We start from the raw sequence: 18799 nt of genomic DNA, 5'->3' as shown, positions 1-18799 counted from the left end.
CCGACAGGCAAGATGCGTGGTACTGATAGCTTCTGTCAGTGAACAATCGGGGACACGCATGAACCTGCCACTCTTTGTTGCCGCGCTTTCGATTGCCTTGCCGGCGGCCGCGTTTGCCGGCCCTGCTGCCAACGCCGTGAAGTTCTTTTATGTCCCGTCGGTCAAATTCGAGGCCGATGCGCAATATCGCGACCGCTTCACCGCACCGGTGACGAAACTGTTCGAACTGAACGACAATGCGGCAAAGAACCATCCGGATGAAGTTCCTTGTATCGACTTCGCCCCTGGTCTCGATGCGCAGGACTATGACGAGAAGACCGTGGCCAAGACGCTGACGCTGGCCGAAACGCTGGATGGCGACAGCGCCGAGGTGACGGCGACGTTCAACCTTTTCCCGGAAGGCGATGATTCCAAACGCGAAATGGTTTGGTCGTTGAAGAAGATCGACGGCCAGTGGAAGGTCGCCGACATCACCTCGAAGACCAGCGGCTGGACGCTGAGTGCGCTCGAATGCCTGGCCGGGCAGTCGCCGGAGTGATGCCGTGCTGCGCTGCCGTCCCTGGGTTCTGGCGACTGCGTGCCTGCTGGCCGGATTGAGCAGCGCCGCCGCTCAGGGCCTGTTGGGCGCGCCGCCCGCAGACGCGCCGGCCGACAACGCGGCACCTCCGCCGGCAGAGTCGCCGGCAGAAAACGCACCGGCCGCACCCGTGCAGCCGGGCTCGCCGACGGCGGTGGTGAAGCCGTTCTACGAGCATGCCGGGCTCGAGGTCGATCCGGCTCAGCGGGGCCATTTCACCGATCCGGCAAAGTCGGTGCTGGACAAGAGCGACGCGCTGCGGAAGTCGGGGCAGGGCGAGTGCCTCGATCCCAACATGGCGCTCGACAATGCCGAATACGACGAGGCGGAGATCGACAAGAGCCTGAAGACCATCGAAGCGGTCAAGGGCGACCAGGCCAAGGTCGTTGTCGCTTTCGTCGCCTCCGGCAATCCGCACCGGCTGGAATGGAAGCTCAAAAAGGTCGACGGCGACTGGAAAATATCGGACCTGCTCTCGGTGACAGGCGAATGGGCGCTCAGCCAATACCAGTGTGAGTGAGAACGGAACCGATGAAGATCAGCAACATCCGCGTCACCCACGTCAACGTCCCGCTCGATGCTCCGTTCTGGTGGACGGCTGGTCTCTACGGCGGCGCCTCGAAATCGATCATCGAGGTCGAGACGGACGAAGGCGTGGTCGGACTGGGCGAGGCGCCATGGTGGCATTTCGGCGAGGTGATCAAGGCCGAGATCGCGCCGGCGCTGATTGGCGCCGATCCGCTCGACATCGCCGACTGCGAGGCGCGCTGTGTGCCGCCCTGGCAGATCACCGCCAACACCGGCGAGAACGCAGCCACGGTGGCGTTCGGCGCCATCGAACTGGCGCTCTGGGATATAAGAGGCAAGGTCTTCGGCATGCCGCTCTATAAGCTGCTCGGCGGCGCGGTGCGCAAGGACATTCCGTTTTCGGAATATTTCGCCTTTCGCCCCGCTCAAGGCGGAGCCGGCGGCGAGATGACCGCCGAAGCGATCGTCGACTATTGTCTCGGCATGCGAGAACAGCACGGCTCGACGATCTTCGAGGGCAAGCTGATCATGGGCGATCCCGAGCTCGAGATCAGGACAGTGCGCATGCTGCGCGAGGCGCTTGGCGATAAGGCGCAGATCAAACTCGATTCCAACATGCAGTGGTCGCTGACCACAGCGCGCTGGGTACTGCGCGAGATCGAGCCGTTCAACATCCGCAATTACGAGGATCCGGTCGCGACCTTCGAGGAGATGGCAGCGCTGCGCCAGCATTCGCGCATTCCGTTCTCCACGCACATCCCGGATCTCAGACGGGCAGTCGCGCTCGGTGCGCCGGATTACTTCGTCTGCAATTTCGCAGCACTCGGCGGATTGTCGAAAACTCTGAAATTCATCGCCGCCTGTGAGGCGATGGGCAAGGGGTTCTGGTGCTATTCGAACGATCTCGGCATCATGACATCGGCTTATCTGCACGTCGTGGCGGCGACACCGTGGATCACCGAAGCATCGCAGTCGCTGTTTCGCTGGCAGATCGGCGATGTCATCAAGGACGGTCCTTTCCGCCAGACGGGCAATACGGTGCGCGTGCCGGAGGGTGACGGGCTGGGCGTCGAACTCGATCCGGCTGCGATGAAACGCTGGGCGGGCCACTTCGCCGAACACGGGCCGATGGGCCATTTCAGCGACCCGAACAATCCCGGCCGCTACCGGCGGCTCCCGCTCAACTGATGCAACGTATTTTCCTCAGAAACTCAGGCTCACCCGCGCCCGCGATAGGGGGCGACGCCGGTGTCGGGCAGCCACACACCTTCCGGCGGGGCGCCCGTCTGCCAGAACACGTCGATCGGAATGCCGCCGCGCGGATACCAGTAGCCGCCGATGCGCAACCACAATGGCTTGGTCGCGGCGATGATGCGGCGGCCGATCATGACGGTGCATTCTTCGTGGAACGCGCCATGGTTGCGAAACGAGGTCATGAACAGCTTGAGCGACTTCGATTCCACCAGCAGCGCATCGGGTGCGTAGTCGACGACGATATGGGCGAAGTCCGGCTGGCCGGTGACCGGGCAGAGCGAAGTGAATTCCGGGCAGGTGAAGCGAACGATGGCCGGCGGGCCGTCGCCGCGCGAAAATGGCACGGTTTCCAGGACTGCCGCTTCAGGGCTCTGTGGCGCCTCGACGTTGGTGCCGAGCTGGGTGAGGTTTTTCGTATCGGTCATGAGCAGGTTCCTTGCTGCATGTCGCCCAAAACTGCGCAGCGATTTTGGGATAGCGACATGCGTAAAAACAAAAATTTGCCGCTCATTAGCACAATTTGAAACAGCAGGAAGACGATGACTAGCAACGACCCGCTCCTCCAGCCCTATCAGCTCAAGCATCTGACGCTGAAGAACCGGGTGATGTCGACCAGCCATGAGCCGGCCTATTCTGAGGACGGCATGCCAAAGGAGCGGTACCGGCTCTACCATGCCGAAAAGGCCAAGGGCGGCATGGCGCTGACCATGACCGCCGGCTCGGCGATCGTCTCGCGCGACAGCCCGGCCGCCTTCGGCAATCTGCATGTCTATGACGACCGCATCGTGCCGTGGCTCGCCGAGCTTACCGATGCCTGCCACGAGCATGACTGCAAGGTGATGATCCAGATCACCCATCTCGGCCGCCGCACCGGCTGGAACAAGGCCGACTGGCTGCCGGTGCTGTCGGCTTCGCCGGTGCGCGAACCGGCGCATCGCGCCTTTCCCAAGATTATCGAGGACTGGGATATCGAGCGCATCGTCGCCGACTACGCGGCGGCCGCCCAGCGCTGCCAGGCTGCCGGCCTCGACGGCATCGAATTCGAGGCCTACGGCCACCTGATGGACGGCTTCTGGTCGCCGGCCACCAACCAGCGCGACGACGATTTCGGCGGCTCGCTCGACAACCGGCTGCGCTTCACCGGAATGGTGCTCGATGCGGTGCGTGCCGCGGTCGGCGAAAAGTTCGTCGTCGGCATCCGCATGGTCGCCGACGAGGATTTCGAGAAAGGCCTGTCGAAACAGGAAGGCGTCGAAATCGCCAGGCGGCTGGCCGGCTCCGGCAAGGTCGATTTCCTCAACATCATCCGTGGCTCGATCGAGACTGATGCCGCGCTGACAAAAGTCATTCCGGTGACCGGCATGCGGTCGTCGCCGCATCTCGACTTCGCCGGCGAGGTGAGGGCGGCGACGAAATTCCCGACCTTCCATGCTGCGCGGATTTCCGACGTCGCCACCGCGCGTTACGCCATCGCCACCGGCAAGCTCGACATGGTCGGCATGACGCGCGCCCATATCGCCGACCCGCACATCGTCAAAAAAGTGATGGAGGGCCGCGAGCACGAGATACGTCCTTGCGTCGGTGCAACCTACTGCCTCGACCGCATCTATGAGGGCGGTGAGGCGCTGTGCATCCACAATGCGGCAACGGGCCGCGAGGCTGATATCCCGCATATCATCCCGAAAACCGAGGGACCGAAGCGAAAGGTGGTCGTGGTCGGCGCCGGCGCCGGCGGGCTGGAGGCAGCGCGGGTCGCCGCCGAGCGCGGGCACCAGGTAACGGTGCTGGAAGCATCGAGCCAGGCCGGCGGCCAAGTGCGGCTGGCAACGCAGAACCCGCGCCGCAAGGAATTGATCGGCATCATCGACTGGCGGTTGGCCGAGCTGGACCGGCTCGGCGTCGAGATCCGCTACGACACCTGGGCGGAGAAGGACGACGTGCTGGCGCTGTCGCCGGACGTGGTGGTGATCGCCACCGGCGGCCTGCCGCAGAACCCGCCTCTGACTGCGGGCGACGATCTCGTCACCTCGAGCTGGGACATCATGGCCGGCAGCGTCAAGCCGGCCGAGAACGTGCTGCTCTATGACGACAATGGCGGCCATCAGGGCATGGGTGCTGCCGAACTGATCGCCAACAGCGGCGCCAGGCTGGAGCTGGTTTCACCAGAGCGCTTCTTCGCGCCGGAAATGGGCGGCATGAACCATGTGCCTTACATGCGCGCCTTCCAGGAAAAGGGTGTCACGGTGACCATCAACACACGGCTGCGTTCGGTGCGGCGCGAGGGCAACCAGCTGATCGCCGAGCTCGCCTCCGACTTCGCTGATGGCTGGCGCGGAGAGCGCCGCGTCGACCAGGTGGTGGTCGAGCACGGCACGCTGCCGCTCGACGATCTCTATCTGGCGCTGAAGCCGCTGTCGAAGAACGCCGGCGCGATCGACTACGAAAAGCTGGTCAATGGCGGCGACATCTTTCCCGTGCGCAATCCTCACGCCGGTTTCGTGCTCTTCCGCATCGGCGATGCAGTAGCCTCGCGCAACATCCACGCCGCCATCTATGACGGCATCAGGTTCGGCTTGCGAATCTGAGGAATATTTTGGATTGATTGGTGGCGCGCAGCCGAACCTCCGTACGGAGAGCCACCACGGTACTTCGGCTCGTTCTGCGCGCCGCGCACGCCGCCGGCTTGCGGCCGGACACCGTACGATCTTGCGATTGCGGCAGGCCGCTCAAAACATCCTGGCGGTAGCCATGCAGAACACGGTGATGACCAGCAGCCCGCCGGCGATGCGTTCGCCTTTTGTCATCTTCGCGCGCAACTGGGTTTGCGTCGCCGCATCAGCGCCGGCCAACTGCCTGCTGGCGGAACCCACCAGTGCGCCCTGGACCCCGGCGGCAATCAAGGCAGTCAAGATGCCCAGCGCCAGGACCTTCTCCATCGAGCCGAAGGAGCCGTTGTGGAAGAAATACCAGAGCAGCAAACCCGTGAGGAAAACCACGCCGGCCGCGCCCATTTGCGGCCGGAAGAAACGTTCCGCCCGGATCTCCGGTTCGCGGGCAACCGCGATGGTGGTGCCGGCCCAGAACACACCCGCCATGACGTGAAGGCCGAGGACGATGATGTAGACATATTGCATGACCGCATTTCCTCTCTTGCCCACCGCTAACCATATGGATAGATATCAAATGATTAGATGTCAACGCATAAGCTCGAGCCGGTTCCATAGGCTTTGCCCTTGTTCTAGTGTCGGATCATGACGCCCTTTGACCGCCCGCCGATCGGGATGAATCTCGCCCGCACCGCCAAGCTGGTCGCGCAGGCTTTCGACGCTGCCCTGGTCGAGGCGGGGGGCACGCTGCCGGTCTGGGTGACTTTGCTGTCGGTCAAGTCGCGGGAGCTGGCCAACCAACGCGAGCTCGCCGGCATGATCGGTATTCGGGGCGCAACACTGACCCATCATCTCAACGCCATGGAGACGCAAGGCCTGCTGATACGGCGCCGCGATCCCGAAAATCGCCGGGTTCACCAGGTGGAGCTGACCCAAGCCGGAGAAGCGCTGTTCCTGAAATTGCGCACCGCCGCGTTAGCCTTCGACAAGCGGCTGCGGAAGGGATTATCCGACGACAGGTTGGCGGAGTTTGCACAGGTGCTGGCCGCGCTGCGGGCCAATGTCGAAGGTTAGAATTAGGCTAGGAAAACGCTATGCGCGAAATTTCGCTGAAGGATGCCAGGACTACACTCTCGGCGCTGCTCGATCAGGTCGTCGCGGGAGAACCGGCGGCCATCACGCGGCGCGGCCGCAAGCAGGCGGTCATTTTGTCATTTCAGGACTACGAAAAACTGGCGCGTGTGCCCAACATTGGACAATTGCTGGCAGCATTTCCCGGTGATGAGGATGACCTTCCGCCTCGGCTCATCAGGTCGGTTCGCAAGCCCGAACCATGACGGATCTACGCCCGGCTGCCCTGCAGCACCGTCAGCCTGGCCTTCTTGGGCGCCCGGGCCACCAGCCATTCGCGCACCCTGTCCGGTGGCATCGGGAAAGCGATGGAATAGCCTTGCACCTGGTCGCAGCCGATCGCCATCAGCGAGTCGAGCTCGGCTTCGGTTTCGGCGCCCTCGGCGACGATCGAGATGCCGAGACCGCGGGCGAGCTCGGTGAGGGCACGCACGATCTTGGTGTTGCCGCTGTTCTCGTTGATGTTCTGGACGAAACGGCGATCGATCTTCAGCCGGTCGATCTCGTTTGGATTGACATGGCTGAGCGATGCGTAGCCGGTGCCGAAATCATCGAGCTCAAGATGGATGCCGGCGGCGCGGATGTGCCGCAGCTTTGCCGCGATACCGGTCTTCTCGTCATCGAGAATAACGGATTCGACGATCTCCAGCGATAGTTTGTGCGCGGGCAGGCCAGCCCTCTCCAGCGTACCGAACAGGAAGACTTCGAAATCTGTCTCGCGCAGCTCCGAGCCGGACACATTGACGGCGATCCGTCCGAAGGCGATGCCTGCGCGGTTCCATTCGGCTGCTTCGTCGATCGCCTTGGCAATAACGATGCGGCCGATCTCGGGCATCAAGCCGCATTTTTCTGCGATCGGAATGAACTCGCCCGGCGCGATCATGCCGCGCTCGGCATGCCTCCAGCGAACCAAAGCCTCGATGCCACTGATAGCGCCATCCGACAGCGACACCTGCGGCTGGAAATAGACTTCGAACGCCTTCTCAGAGATGGCGATCCTGATGTCGAGTTCGAGCTGCTTGCGATTATCAAGTTCGCGCCTCAGCTCATCGGAGAAGAACGACAAACTGCCGCCGCCCTGCCTCTTGGCTGAATAGAGTGCCAGATCGGCATGGACGAGCAGGTCCTGCGCATTGTCGGCGTCGACGGGGTAGACCGCAATCCCGGCACTTACGCCTGGATGGATCGTCGTGCCTTGGAAGATGACCGGCTCATTGAGTTTGGCCAGCATGCGTCTGGCGACGATATCGATGTCCGCGGTGCTGCCGGCGTCGTTGAGGACGACAACGAATTCGTCGCCTCCGAGACGCACGTTGAGATCCGACGTCCGGCAGGAATCGCGCATGCGCTGCGCGGCCACCACCAGCACATAATCGCCAGCGGCGTGGCCGAGCGTGTCGTTGATCTGCTTGAACCGGTCGAGGTCGAACTGCACTACGGCGACCCGCTCACGCCTTCGCTGCGCACCACTGATGAACGTATCGAAATGGTCGGTCAGGAAGGTACGGTTGTGCAGGCCGGTCAGCCCGTCATGCACGGCAATGAAGGCCATGGAATTGCGTGCATCGACCAGCTCGCGCGTCCGGCGCAAGATGGCATTCGACATCGGCCGGAAAATGAAAAGTGCCACCAGCAGGATGACGCCGATGGTCGAATGGAACAATGTGCGATGAAGATCGAGGAGCCTTTCGGAGCGCTGGTCCGCGTAGGCGCTGATGCGCTGGCCGAGTGCTGCGTAGCCCGACAATGTTGCGTTGGCAACGGAAGCGTCCAGATTAACGCGCTCCTCTCCGCCCTTGTAGCCGCCGCTGCCGGTCGTGTTGAGCCGCGATTCGAATGAAGAGATCAGACGCTCGCCGTTGGCGATAAGCCCGACCGAGAAATAGTCGAGATGGTACGGCTTGGCGAAAAGCACGCTCTCGATCGATTTCGGATCGAATCTTGCCGGCGACACCGGATCGGCGGCGGTCCGCTCGAGCAGCAGATCGTAGTTCTTCTCGAACTCCACTGTCGCTTGCTTGAGCGCGCTAACCAGGGCGTGCTGTTGATCGCGCGAGGCGCTGCCTGTTGCGCCGGCAAGGAAGACGATGCGCTGCGACAGGGCTTTTTGTGTGCTGACGATATCGAGCAGCGCCTGATTGTGCCGTTGGGTCGCCATCACCTGTTGCAGCAGGATGAAGGACGCCACTACCATGGCGGCTATGATCAGCAGAGCCAGCCAGTAGCCGGACTTGATCAGGAGTATAAGCCTGCCCGAAACGGCGTGCACCGGCTGCTGCGACATTTTCCGAGTCGGCCCTCTCGCCAACGAATTCTTGTGCGACAACCTTTGGCTTCAAAGTGTTAACAGCTTTGGGATGGCAACAGGCCGGCGGCGACGACCGTGGCGGGAAACCCGCAAAGTGGTTATTGCAATCTTTCGCGGCGCCTCTGCATTTGAACATCGTGGCCTCTGCCGTGCCATTGCCGCCACCGAAGCGGTCGCTTTTGCGATGGATTTTTCGTCCGCGCGGCGCGACAGTCCTCATCGATCTCAACAGGGCCTGATCATGACCGAAGCATTCCTTTCCCACATCGACAGCGAGCTTGAAGGACTGAAATCGGCAGGTCTCTACAAATCCGAGCGGGTGATAACCTCGACCCAATCGGCCGAGATCGAGGTGGGCGGCGAGAAGGTGCTGAATTTCTGCGCCAATAATTATCTCGGCCTCGCCGACAGCGCCGAACTGCGGGAAGCAGCCAAGCAGGCGCTCGACCGTTACGGCTACGGCATGGCGTCGGTGCGCTTCATCTGCGGCACGCAGGAAGAACACAAGCAGCTCGAGGCGACCATTTCTGATTTCCTCGGCATGGAGGACACTATCCTCTACGGCTCCTGCTTCGATGCTAATGGCGGCCTGTTCGAGACGCTGCTCGGCGAGGAGGATGCGGTCATCTCCGATGCGCTGAACCACGCCTCGATCATCGACGGCGTGCGGCTGTCGAAGGCAAAGCGCTTCCGCTACGCCAACAACGACATGGCCGATCTGGAGGCGCGGTTGAAAGACGCGAGCGACTGCCGGTTCCGGCTGATCGCCACCGACGGCGTGTTCTCGATGGATGGCACCATCGCCAATCTGAAGGGCGTCTGCGACCTCGCCGACAAATACGATGCGATGGTGATGGTCGACGACAGCCATGCAGTTGGTTTCGTCGGCAGGAATGGCCGTGGCTCGGCCGAACATTGTGGCGTCGAGGGCAGGGTGGACATCATCACCGGTACGCTCGGCAAGGCATTGGGCGGAGCGTCGGGCGGCTACACGTCGGGCAGGAAGCCGGTGGTCGACTGGCTGCGCCAGCGCTCGCGGCCCTATCTTTTTTCCAACACGCTGATGCCGGCGATCGCCGGCGCCTCGATAAAGGTCTTCGAACTGATCAAAGTCGGGGATGGATTGCGGAAGAGGCTCTACGACAATGCCGGGCATTTCCGGTCCGAGATGGGCAAGCTCGGCTTCACCCTGGCCGGCGCTGACCACCCGATCATCCCCGTGATGCTTGGCGATGCGACGCTGGCGCAGGAGATGGCGGCGCGGATGCTGAAGCGCGGCATCTATGTCATCGGCTTCTCGTTCCCGGTGGTGCCGAAGGGCCAGGCGCGCATCCGCACGCAGATGTCGGCCGCCCATTCCAGCGCAGACATCGATCGCGCGGTTGAGGCGTTCGCCGCAGTCGGTCGGGAACTCGGCGTGATTTCCTGAACGGCCGGAACCGAAAAGCGATTCCGGATCAAGAGGTTCAAGCGACTAAGGTTCTGGGGAACAAAAGAATGTCGAACATGATGAAGGCGCTGGTCAAGGCCAAGGCCGAGCCGGGCATCTGGATGGAAGAAGTGCCGGTGCCGGAGATCGGCCCCAACGACGTGCTGATCAAGATCAGGAAGACGGCGATCTGCGGCACCGACGTCCACATCTATAATTGGGACCAGTGGGCGCAAAAGACCGTGCCGGTGCCGATGGTTACCGGCCACGAATTTGTCGGAACCGTCGCCGATTTCGGTGCGGCGGTGACCGAGTACAAACTCGGCCAGCGCGTTTCCGGCGAAGGCCATATCGTTTGCGGCCATTGCCGCAACTGCCGGGCGGGCAGGGGGCATTTGTGCCGCAACACGCTCGGCGTCGGCGTCAACCGGCCGGGCGCCTTTGGCGAATACCTGGCGATCCCGCAGCACAATGTGGTGCCGATCCCCGACGACGTGCCCGACGAGATCGCGGCGATCTTCGATCCCTTAGGCAATGCTGTTCACACCGCATTGTCCTTTGATCTCGTCGGCGAGGACGTGCTGGTCACCGGCGCCGGGCCTATCGGCATCATGGGTGCACTGGTGGCGCAGTGCGTCGGCGCGCGAAAAGTGGTCATCACCGATATCAACCCGGTGCGCCTGGCACTGGCGAAAAAGCTTGGCGTTCAGCATGTCGTCGACGCATCGAAGGAAAAGCTGCGCGACGTGATGCCGGCGCTTGGCATGACCGAGGGCTTTGACGTCGGCCTCGAAATGTCGGGCGCAGCCCCTGCCTTCCGCGACATGATCGACACCATGAACAATGGCGGCAAGATCGCCATTCTCGGCATCGCGCCGACCGGCTTCGAAATCGACTGGAACAAGGTCATCTTCAAGATGCTGCATCTGAAGGGCATCTACGGCCGCGAGATGTTCGAGACCTGGTACAAGATGATTGCGCTGGTGCAGGGTCCTCTCGATGTCAGCGGCCTGATCACCCACCGCATCGGCATCGACGACTATGTTTCCGGCTTCGAAGCGATGAAGAGCGGCAATTCCGGCAAGGTGGTGATGGACTGGTAGGCGATCAGAAATGTTGGCGGGACAGCACCCCCCTCTGGCCTGCCGGCCATCTCCCCCTCAAGGGGGGAGATTGGCAGCTTCGCCGACATCGCTCTTCTTTGGAGATTGGCGAAAGCCGAAGCGACGTCCAATCTCCCCCCTTGAGGGGGAGATGTCCGGCAGGACAGAGGGGGTGTGAACGATCGCTGCGTAGCAGCTTTCACAGCTCCTTTCGTCGATCCGGCAACGCCATCTCCAGGGCCGCCACTCCGCTGACAACGGCCGCTCGCTGTTCCGTGCTCAGCCTCGCAAGCAATTCCAGCTCGAACGCTTTAGCCAGCGGCACCATCTCGCGATAGGCGACAAGGCCAGCTCGGGTCAGCGTCAGATGCTCGACCCGCCTGTCTTTTCCATCCGGTGTGCGAGTGAGCCAGCGGCGCCGTTCGAGCTCGGCGACGGCTCGCGAAACCTTGGTCTTGTGCATGGCCGACTGCTCGCCGAGTTCCGTCGCGGTCATGGTGCCGTGCTGGCCGAGCCCGGCCAGCGTGCGCCATTCGGGTCGGGTCAGGCCGTGACGGTCCTTGTATATCCTGGAGAATTCCCGGCTGACGGCATCGGCGAGACGGTAGAGCCGGTAGGGCAGGAAGCTTTCGAGTTCCAGGACGTCCATGATTTTGTATCCCGGCAGACGCCGTGGTTGATAGTTACATTTTCAATGGTTACAGATGAAACCAGTTTGGTCAATGCTTGAGTGCCGCAGCCATCGGAGGCGAGGAGCGCGCTCTGTCAGTATCCAGGGAGGATGCCATGGCCTATTCCTACATGCCGGGTTTCGGCAACGACTTCGAGACCGAGACTTTGCCGGGCTCGCTGCCGCAAGGACGCAACTCGCCGCAGCGGCCGGCCTACGGCCTCTACGCCGAGCAGCTTTCGGGCTCTCCTTTCACTGCGCCGCGCGGCACCAATGAGCGCTCCTGGCTTTATCGGATAAGGCCGAGCGTCAGGCATACCGGTCGCTTCAAAGCGGCGAATTATCCGCTGTGGAAAAGCGCGCCGAACGTCGGCGACCACCAGCTCGCTCTCGGCCAGTATCGCTGGAGCCCCGTGCCGATGCCGAAAGAGCCGACAGACTTCATCGCCGGCATGCGCTCGATCACCACCGCCGGCGACGTGCTCGGCCAGACCGGCATGGCGGCACATGTCTATGTCGCCAACCGTTCGATGGCCGACGACCATTTCTTCAACGCCGATGGCGAGTTGCTGGTCGTGCCGCAGGTTGGAGCCTTGCGCTTCGTCACCGAGATGGGCGTCATCGAACTCAGGCCGGGCGAGATCGCCGTGCTGCCGCGCGGCCTGGTGTTCAAGGTCGAACTGGTGGATCCGCAAGTGCGTGGCTATGTCTGCGAGAATTACGGCGCCAAGCTGACGCTGCCGGATCGCGGCCCGATTGGCGCCAACTGCCTGGCCAATCCGCGCGATTTCAAGACGCCCTGTGCCTGGTTCGAGGACAAGGAAACACCGTGCCGGCTGATCGCGAAATGGTGTGGCCAGTTCCATGTCACCGAGATCGATCATTCGCCGCTGGATGTGGTGGCGTGGCACGGCAATTATTCGCCCTACAAATATGATCTTGCGACCTTTTCGCCGGTCGGCGCGATCTTGTTCGATCATCCTGACCCATCGATCTTCACCGTGCTGACCGCGCCGAGCGGCGAGGAAGGCACCGCCAATATCGATTTCGTCATCTTCCCGCCGCGCTGGCTTGTGGCGGAAAACACTTTCCGGCCGCCGTGGTATCACCGCAACATCATGAGCGAGTTCATGGGCCTGATCCATGGTCAGTACGATGCCAAGGAAGAGGGCTTTGTGCCCGGCGGCATCAGCCTGCACAACATGATGCTGGCCCACGGACCCGATGCGCCTGGCTTCGAAAAGGCCTCGCGCGCGGAGCTGAAACCGGTCAAGCTCGCCAACACCATGGCCTTCATGTTCGAGACACGCTTCCCGCAGATGGTGACCCGCTATGGCGCCGAGCTCGAAACCCGGCAGGACAATTATATCGACTGCTGGGCCGATCTGAAGAAACGCTTCAACGGCACGCCCGAGGGCGATTGGTCTTGAGCGCCGTCGCATGATGGATCGTCTGGTGCTTCTTGGCTCGAAGGGTGGTCCGGCGCTCCGGCCGGGCGGACCGTGGCCGAGTTCATCGCTGCTGGAGATTGGCGGCCGCACCCTCGTCGTCGATTGCGGGCTGGGCGTAACGCGCGGGCTGACCGATGCCGGCGTCAGTCTGAAGGCGCTTGACCTGATCTTCATCACGCATTTGCATTCAGACCATGTGCTGGAACTCGGACCGTTGATCCACACCGCATGGACGGCCGGCCTGGGGACAAAGGTCACCGTATTCGGCCCGCCCGGCATCGGCTACTACTGGCAGCGCTTTTGCCAGGCGATGGAGTTCGACATCGAGATCCGCATCGCCGACGAAGGGCGGCCGGATCTCCGCGACCTGGTCTCGATTGTCGAGTTTGGTGAAGGGCAGGTGGCGGAAGAGCGCGGTCTCAAAATATCGGCCTTGCGTGTCGACCACCCGCCGGTGACGGACTGCTTTGCGCTGCGCTTCGAGCAAGCCGGGCAAAGCATCGTCTTCTCGTCCGATACGGCGTTCTTTCCGCCATTGTCGGATTTCGCCGAAGGCGCCGACGTCCTGGTCCACGAGGCCATGCTGGAAGAGGGCATCGAGCGGTTGGTCGCGAAGACCGGCAACGGTGCAAGACTGAGGGAACACCTGCTTGCCAGCCACAGCTTTGCCGAGGAAGCGGGCCGCATCGCCAGCGATGCAGGCGTCAAAAGACTGGTCCTCAACCATCTCATTCCCGCCGACGATCCCGAGATCGGCGAGGCCGACTGGATTGCCGCCGTCAGGAAAACATGGGCCGGCGACTTGACGATCGCCCGCGACGGCCTTGTTGTGGGGCTGGAGCATGATCTCGAAAAGTGGAAACCGGTTTTCGGAAGAGATCATGCCTAGAACAAAAAATCAAAGCAGCACCAAAGCTGCGCCAGGAGAGGAAACCGCATGAAGCTTGCCACCTTGAAGGACGGGACGCGCGACGGAAAACTCGTCGTCGTCTCGCGCGACCTGACGCGGTTTACCGATGCGTCGTTCCTGGTGCGGACGCTGCAGGCCGCGCTCGATGACTGGCGTCGGATCGCGCCGCATCTCACCGCCATGGCCGAATCGCTGGAGAACAATGCGGTGCCGTCGGCTCGCTTTCACGAGCACGACGCCCATTCGCCGCTGCCGCGCGCCTACCAATGGGCCGACGGCTCGGCCTATGTGAACCATGTCGAGCTGGTGCGGAAGGCGCGCGGCGCCGAGATGCCGGCAAGCTTCTGGACCGATCCGCTGATCTACCAGGGCGGTTCGGACGCCTTCCTCGCACCGCGCGAACCAATCCGCATGACCGACGAGACCCTTGGCATCGACATGGAAGGAGAGGTCGCCGTCATAGTCGACGACGTGCCGATGGGCGCAAGCCTCGATGAGGCGCGGGCGGCGATCCGGCTGGTCATGCTGGTCAACGACGTGACGCTGCGCGGCCTGACCGGGCCTGAGCTCGCCAAGGGGTTCGGCTTCTATCAGTCGAAACCGTCATCGGCCTTTTCGCCGGTTGCGGTGACGCCGGACGAACTGGGCGATAGCTGGGATGGCGGCAAGGTCAGCCTGCCGCTGCTGGTCGATCTCAACGGCAAACCGTTCGGCCGGGCGAACGCCGGCATCGACATGACCTTCGACTTTCCGGCGCTGATTGCCCATGCCGCAAAAACGCGGCCGCTGGCCGCCGGCACCATCGTCGGTTCGGGCACCGTCTCCAACAAGCTCGATGGCGGGCCGGGCAAGCCTGTCTCGGCGGGCGGCGCCGGCTATTCCTGTATCGCCGAGTTGCGTATGATCGAGACCATCGAAGCCGGCGAACCGAAAACGCCGTTCCTGCGCTTTGGCGATACCGTGCGCATCGAGATGAAGGACAGGGGCGGGCATTCGATCTTCGGCGCCATCGAGCAGAAGGTCGAGAAATACGAGGGGGCAAGAGAATGACAGGCGAGACATTCTATCTCCTGTGCGGTGTCTGGGCCCTTGTCATGCTGGCGATCTTCATCCAGGCGATCCGGCTGAGCTATCGCATCGAGGCGCGCTCGCCCGGCCTGACCAACCGCAGCGGCTTTCCGCGCAAGGCGATGATGTTTCACACCGTCACCAACACGAACGTCGCGCGTGACCAGGAAACGCAAGGCATGCGGCGGCGCATGATCGGGCTGCTGCTGATTGTTCTCGCTGGATTCCTGCTAATGGGGGCAGGCTTGTCGTTGGTCCGGTCAGCTGCGTGAAGTCATGGACCTGCTGAACCATTTCCGCCGCATGGCGCGCAACAATCTCTGGTCGAACGACCGGCTTTATGGCGCCGTACTGCAGCTTAAGCCTGGTGAATTCGAAGCCGAGCGAACCAGCTTCTTCCCGTCGATCAAGGCAACGCTGAACCACATTCTGGCGGTCGATCACCTCTATCTCGATTTTCTCGAAGAGGGCGGCGTCGGCGCCGCGGCCTATGATGAGTTCTTGCGCTTCGACGAAGCGGACGCGCTCTTTAGCAAGCGGGCGGAGGCCGACCGGCGGCTGATCGCTTTTTGCGACCGCCTGTCGGCGGACGATCTCGAACGCCGCGTCGTCACTGATCGGCGCGAGGACGGCATGATACCGGAGCGGATCGGCGATTTGCTCGCCCATCTCTTCATCCACGACATCCATCATCGCGGCCAGGTGCACGCGATGCTGTCTGGCACCTCGGTGAAACCGCCACAACTCGACGAGTTCTTCCTCGATTACGATGTTAAGTTGAGGAAAGCCGAAGTCGAGCGGCTGGGACTGCGAGACCAACTGCTTGGCTAATTATGCCAAAGCCACATCGTAACTGGCGAAATGCGGGTCGGATGTAAGGATGGTGAGATTCTCCATTTGCGCCTGCGCAATCAGAAGTCTGTCCAACGGATCACCATGGTGGTGGGGTAGGCTGCCGACGGCGTTTGCGTGCTGGAAGGTTACGGCGAGCGGCTGAAATTGCATCCTTGGAAGCAGCGTTGGCAGGTCGTCCGGCGCATCGAGTTTTCTGATCGAGCGTTTGATGGCAATTTCCCAGACGCTAGCCGCGCTCGCGAACACCACCGCTTCCGAAGCCAGAATAGCGCGGTGGTGCTCGCTGAGACGCCGATCGTCCGAAATCGACCAGAGGATGATGTGTGTGTCGGCGAGAAACGGGCCGACCGTCATTTCACGTACTCATCCCACTCGGGACCGAGTTCATCAAAATCGTCCGCAATCCAGATCTTGCCCTTCAATGCGCCGATACGCGGCAGGGATTCGGCCACTGCCGGAGGTACGATACGCGCCGCCACCTTGCCGTGGCGTGTGAGCACGATCTCCTCGCCGGCTTCCGCACGGCTGACGAGTTCCGACAATTTGGCCTTGGCTTCGGCAATGGAAACATTCATGACTCGATCCTTTATGACCAGAATTTAGGTCATAACTGATCAAACCACAAGGCACCTCGGCCGAACTGGCTACGCTGCCTTGCCGTCCACCTTCAGCACGCCGCGCTTGATCTGGTCCTGCTCGATGGATTCGAACAGAGCGCGGAAATTGCCCTCGCCAAAACCTTCGTCGCCCTTCCTCTGGATAAACTCGAAGAAGATCGGCCCGATCACAGTCTTTGAAAAAATCTGCAGCAGGATCTTGGTCGTGCCGCCGTCGACGACGCCTTCGCCGTCGATCAGGATGCCGTGCCTTTTCATGCGCTCGATCGGCTCTTCATGGCCGTTCACGCGGGCATAAGACATGTCGTAATAGGTCTCGGGCGGGCCCGGCATGAACTTCAGGCCGTTGGCGGCCAGCCTGTCGGTGGCGCCGTAAATGTCGTCGGTGCCGACGGCGATGTGCTGGATGCCCTCGCCATTGTACTTCTTCAGATATTCGGCGATCTGGCTGGTCTCGTCCTTGGACTCGTTGAGCGGGATGCGGATCTTGCCGCAGGGCGAGGTGATGGCGCGGCTGACCAGGCCGGTGATCTTGCCGTCGATGTCGAAGAAATGGATCTGCTTGAAGCCGAACAGGTCGCGGTAGAAATCCCACCATTTGTCCATCTGGCCGCGATAGACATTGTGGGTCAGGTGGTCGAGATAATAGAAGCCGACGCCTTCCGGCCTGGGATCGCGCTCGCCCAGCCAGTCGAACTCGGCGTCGTAAGCCGAGCCCTTCTCGCCATAGGTTTCGATGAAATAGAGCAGCGATCCGCCGATACCGACGATCGCCGGCACGTCAAGCGCCTTCTCGGCGCCTTCATAGGGCGTCGCGCCCTTGGCCACGGCGTGGTCGAAGGCATGCCTGGCATCGACCACCCGCCACGCCATCGAGGCGGCGCAAGGGCCGTGCTTGTCGACGAATTTCATCGCATGCGAGCCGGGTTCGGCATTGACGACATAATTGATGTCGCCCTGCCGCCAGACGGTGATGTCCTTGCTGCGGTGCTTGGCCACCGGCACGTAGCCCATGCGGGTGAAAAGCTCGGCGAGCTTTTCCGGCTCGGCATGCGCGAATTCGACGAATTCGAAGCCGTCGGTGCCGGCGGGATTGGTTTTGCTGATCTTGGCGGGCGGTGCGTCGTGCGGGAAGGGACCCATGGCATTGCTCCGAATCTGGCCCGAAATCTGGCATTGGTCGCATCGGCCATATCTGAGCCCAATCATAGCGCGGAGCGAGTGCAAATTGCTTGCATTCAAACGCTTGAAATGGTCTTGTCATGCGCGAGTTGTGCACTGCGGAGCGGATATTCATGGATGACGCGCGCATCGACCAGTTTGACCGCAAGATAATGGCTCTGCTGCAGGGCGATGCACGGCTGACCAACAACGATTTGTCGGAACGGGTGAACCTGTCCGCGTCGCAATGCTCGCGCCGTCGCCAGCGGCTGGAGGAAGACGGTTATATCAAGGGCTACCGGGCGGTGCTCGACCGCGACAAGCTCGGCTTTTCCCTGGTCAACGTCATTTCGGTGACGCTCGCCACCCACAACCGCGACAATGCGCGGCGTTTCGGCGAATTAGTGGCGCGGCTGCCGCAAGTGCAGGAAGCGCACGCGCTGACCGGCGAGATGGATTATATATTGAAAGTGGTGACGCCGGACCTGAAGTCGCTGTCGGAATTCGTCAACAGCGTGCTGCTCCCGCACGAATCGGTGCAGCATGTGAAGACGGCGATCGTGCTGGAGACGTTGAAGGAGACCGGCGCGCTGCCGATCTGAGGGCGCGAACGTTCACCCCTTCGATTGCTGGATCAGCCCATAGAGATTGGTGCAGCGGGCGCCGGACCGGCAATAGGCGAACACCGGGCCTTCGAGTTCGTCGAGTGCCTCAGCCTGGTCCTCGACATTCTCGGCCGTGATCTGGCCGCTGATGACGGGGATGTAGCGGAAGGCGAGCCCGGCGCCCTCGACCGCCGCCTTGACGGTGTCGGCCGATGGCTGGCCGGGCTGCTCGTCGTCCGGCCGGTTGCAGATCACGCTCTTGAAGCCGGCGGCCTTGATGGTCGCGACATCCTCGGGCTGGATCTGGCCCGAGACCGAATAGTCCTCGCTGATCTGACGGTATTCCATGGCTGGGGTCCTCGCAATCTGGTTAGCGGCAGTCTTGCCACTCCCTGACCCGGTCGGCAATCCGCGCGAAAAGAAATCCATCCGCGCAGATAGAGATTTCGATGCCGGAAATCCAGCCGGGCTAACGCCGCATGTCGCCAGGACGCATCATGCGCCAGCCCGGCTGGATGAACCGGAT

Annotated in this window: 22 protein-coding genes; 14 read left to right on the top strand and 8 right to left on the bottom strand. The window is 62.0% G+C overall.

Annotation, left to right across the window (positions count from 1 at the left end):
- The first annotated feature begins 58 nt into the window (after positions 1-58).
- From NKH43_RS07520 to NKH43_RS07510, 3 genes are read left to right on the top strand one after another with little or no spacing between them, the layout of a single operon-like run.
- Entirely contained in the window at positions 59-538 is a 480-nt protein-coding gene (locus tag NKH43_RS07520; protein WP_352857280.1) for a DUF3828 domain-containing protein, read from the top strand.
- 4 nt (positions 539-542) lie between these two features.
- Positions 543-1097, top strand: coding sequence for a hypothetical protein (locus NKH43_RS07515; protein WP_352588473.1), 555 nt, complete (start codon positions 543-545; stop codon positions 1095-1097).
- Positions 1098-1108: 11 nt separating this feature from the next.
- Positions 1109-2293, top strand: a complete 1185-nt coding sequence (locus tag NKH43_RS07510) for a mandelate racemase/muconate lactonizing enzyme family protein (RefSeq protein ID WP_023717180.1) — start codon at positions 1109-1111, stop codon at positions 2291-2293.
- A gap of 29 nt (positions 2294-2322) precedes the next feature.
- On the opposite strand, the gene queF is transcribed toward NKH43_RS07510, so the two are convergent.
- Positions 2323-2784 carry a preQ(1) synthase gene (gene queF, locus NKH43_RS07505; RefSeq protein ID WP_023717181.1) on the bottom strand — a complete coding sequence of 154 codons (462 nt, stop codon included), beginning with the start codon at positions 2782-2784 and terminating at the stop codon, positions 2323-2325.
- Positions 2785-2898: 114 nt separating this feature from the next.
- Here queF and NKH43_RS07500 point away from each other — a divergent pair, with 114 nt between their 5' ends.
- A complete protein-coding gene (locus tag NKH43_RS07500) occupies positions 2899-4944 on the top strand; it encodes an oxidoreductase (protein ID WP_352481281.1) in 2046 nt (681 codons plus the stop codon).
- A 141-nt stretch (positions 4945-5085) separates the two neighbouring features.
- Here NKH43_RS07500 and NKH43_RS07495 read toward each other — a convergent pair whose 3' ends face one another.
- Positions 5086-5493: a hypothetical protein gene (locus NKH43_RS07495; protein WP_023717183.1), complete on the bottom strand. Its 408-nt coding sequence runs from the start codon at positions 5491-5493 to the stop codon at positions 5086-5088.
- Positions 5494-5610: 117 nt separating this feature from the next.
- Here NKH43_RS07495 and NKH43_RS07490 point away from each other — a divergent pair, with 117 nt between their 5' ends.
- Positions 5611-6039, top strand: a complete 429-nt coding sequence (locus NKH43_RS07490; RefSeq protein WP_023717184.1) for a MarR family winged helix-turn-helix transcriptional regulator — start codon at positions 5611-5613, stop codon at positions 6037-6039.
- A gap of 20 nt (positions 6040-6059) precedes the next feature.
- A complete protein-coding gene (locus NKH43_RS07485; RefSeq protein ID WP_023717185.1) occupies positions 6060-6302 on the top strand; it encodes a type II toxin-antitoxin system Phd/YefM family antitoxin in 243 nt (80 codons plus the stop codon).
- A gap of 5 nt (positions 6303-6307) precedes the next feature.
- Here the strand turns inward: NKH43_RS07485 and NKH43_RS07480 are convergent, their stop codons facing one another.
- On the bottom strand, positions 6308-8380 hold the full coding sequence (locus tag NKH43_RS07480) for a putative bifunctional diguanylate cyclase/phosphodiesterase (protein ID WP_023717186.1): 2073 nt from the start codon (positions 8378-8380) through the stop codon (positions 6308-6310).
- A 265-nt stretch (positions 8381-8645) separates the two neighbouring features.
- Here NKH43_RS07480 and NKH43_RS07475 point away from each other — a divergent pair, with 265 nt between their 5' ends.
- Both NKH43_RS07475 and tdh read left to right on the top strand, forming a co-directional pair.
- Complete coding sequence (locus NKH43_RS07475; RefSeq protein WP_352548954.1) at positions 8646-9833, top strand: glycine C-acetyltransferase; 1188 nt, start codon at positions 8646-8648, stop codon at positions 9831-9833.
- A gap of 68 nt (positions 9834-9901) precedes the next feature.
- Entirely contained in the window at positions 9902-10936 is a 1035-nt protein-coding gene (tdh, locus tag NKH43_RS07470) for an L-threonine 3-dehydrogenase (protein WP_023717188.1), read from the top strand.
- Between the two features lie 199 nt (positions 10937-11135).
- Here the strand turns inward: tdh and NKH43_RS07465 are convergent, their stop codons facing one another.
- Positions 11136-11585, bottom strand: a complete 450-nt coding sequence (locus NKH43_RS07465; protein WP_023717189.1) for a MarR family winged helix-turn-helix transcriptional regulator — start codon at positions 11583-11585, stop codon at positions 11136-11138.
- A gap of 137 nt (positions 11586-11722) precedes the next feature.
- Between NKH43_RS07465 and hmgA the strand changes: the two genes are divergently transcribed.
- From hmgA to NKH43_RS07440, 5 genes are read left to right on the top strand one after another with little or no spacing between them, the layout of a single operon-like run.
- Complete coding sequence (gene hmgA, locus NKH43_RS07460; protein WP_352588463.1) at positions 11723-13036, top strand: homogentisate 1,2-dioxygenase; 1314 nt, start codon at positions 11723-11725, stop codon at positions 13034-13036.
- A 10-nt stretch (positions 13037-13046) separates the two neighbouring features.
- Positions 13047-13946, top strand: coding sequence for an MBL fold metallo-hydrolase (locus tag NKH43_RS07455; protein ID WP_352481276.1), 900 nt, complete (start codon positions 13047-13049; stop codon positions 13944-13946).
- Positions 13947-13994: 48 nt separating this feature from the next.
- Positions 13995-15017 carry a fumarylacetoacetate hydrolase family protein gene (locus NKH43_RS07450; RefSeq protein WP_352857277.1) on the top strand — a complete coding sequence of 341 codons (1023 nt, stop codon included), beginning with the start codon at positions 13995-13997 and terminating at the stop codon, positions 15015-15017.
- Positions 15014-15307 carry a hypothetical protein gene (locus NKH43_RS07445; protein WP_023717192.1) on the top strand — a complete coding sequence of 98 codons (294 nt, stop codon included), beginning with the start codon at positions 15014-15016 and terminating at the stop codon, positions 15305-15307. The genes NKH43_RS07450 and NKH43_RS07445 overlap by 4 nt, the downstream gene beginning before the upstream one ends.
- 4 nt (positions 15308-15311) lie before the next feature.
- On the top strand, positions 15312-15866 hold the full coding sequence (locus NKH43_RS07440) for a DinB family protein (protein WP_352857276.1): 555 nt from the start codon (positions 15312-15314) through the stop codon (positions 15864-15866).
- Here the strand turns inward: NKH43_RS07440 and NKH43_RS07435 are convergent, their stop codons facing one another.
- The 3 genes from NKH43_RS07435 to hppD form a co-directional block, all read right to left on the bottom strand.
- Positions 15867-16244 (bottom strand): type II toxin-antitoxin system VapC family toxin, encoded by a 378-nt coding sequence (locus NKH43_RS07435; protein ID WP_352857274.1) that lies wholly within the window; start codon positions 16242-16244, stop codon positions 15867-15869.
- A complete protein-coding gene (locus tag NKH43_RS07430) occupies positions 16241-16465 on the bottom strand; it encodes a type II toxin-antitoxin system Phd/YefM family antitoxin (RefSeq protein ID WP_023717195.1) in 225 nt (74 codons plus the stop codon). The genes NKH43_RS07435 and NKH43_RS07430 overlap by 4 nt, the downstream gene beginning before the upstream one ends.
- 69 nt (positions 16466-16534) lie before the next feature.
- Complete coding sequence (gene hppD / locus NKH43_RS07425; RefSeq protein ID WP_352845177.1) at positions 16535-17650, bottom strand: 4-hydroxyphenylpyruvate dioxygenase; 1116 nt, start codon at positions 17648-17650, stop codon at positions 16535-16537.
- A gap of 152 nt (positions 17651-17802) precedes the next feature.
- Between hppD and NKH43_RS07420 the strand changes: the two genes are divergently transcribed.
- Positions 17803-18270 (top strand): Lrp/AsnC family transcriptional regulator, encoded by a 468-nt coding sequence (locus NKH43_RS07420; protein WP_352816030.1) that lies wholly within the window; start codon positions 17803-17805, stop codon positions 18268-18270.
- Positions 18271-18282: 12 nt separating this feature from the next.
- Here the strand turns inward: NKH43_RS07420 and NKH43_RS07415 are convergent, their stop codons facing one another.
- A complete protein-coding gene (locus tag NKH43_RS07415) occupies positions 18283-18621 on the bottom strand; it encodes a protein tyrosine phosphatase family protein (RefSeq protein ID WP_023674411.1) in 339 nt (112 codons plus the stop codon).
- Between the last annotated feature and the right edge of the window lie 178 nt (positions 18622-18799).

The organism is Mesorhizobium sp. M1163 (assembly GCF_040318415.1).
Lineage (GTDB): Bacteria > Pseudomonadota > Alphaproteobacteria > Rhizobiales > Rhizobiaceae > Mesorhizobium.
Note: the sequence above shows the minus strand (reverse complement) of the source record. Positions and strands in the feature narration are given on the sequence as shown.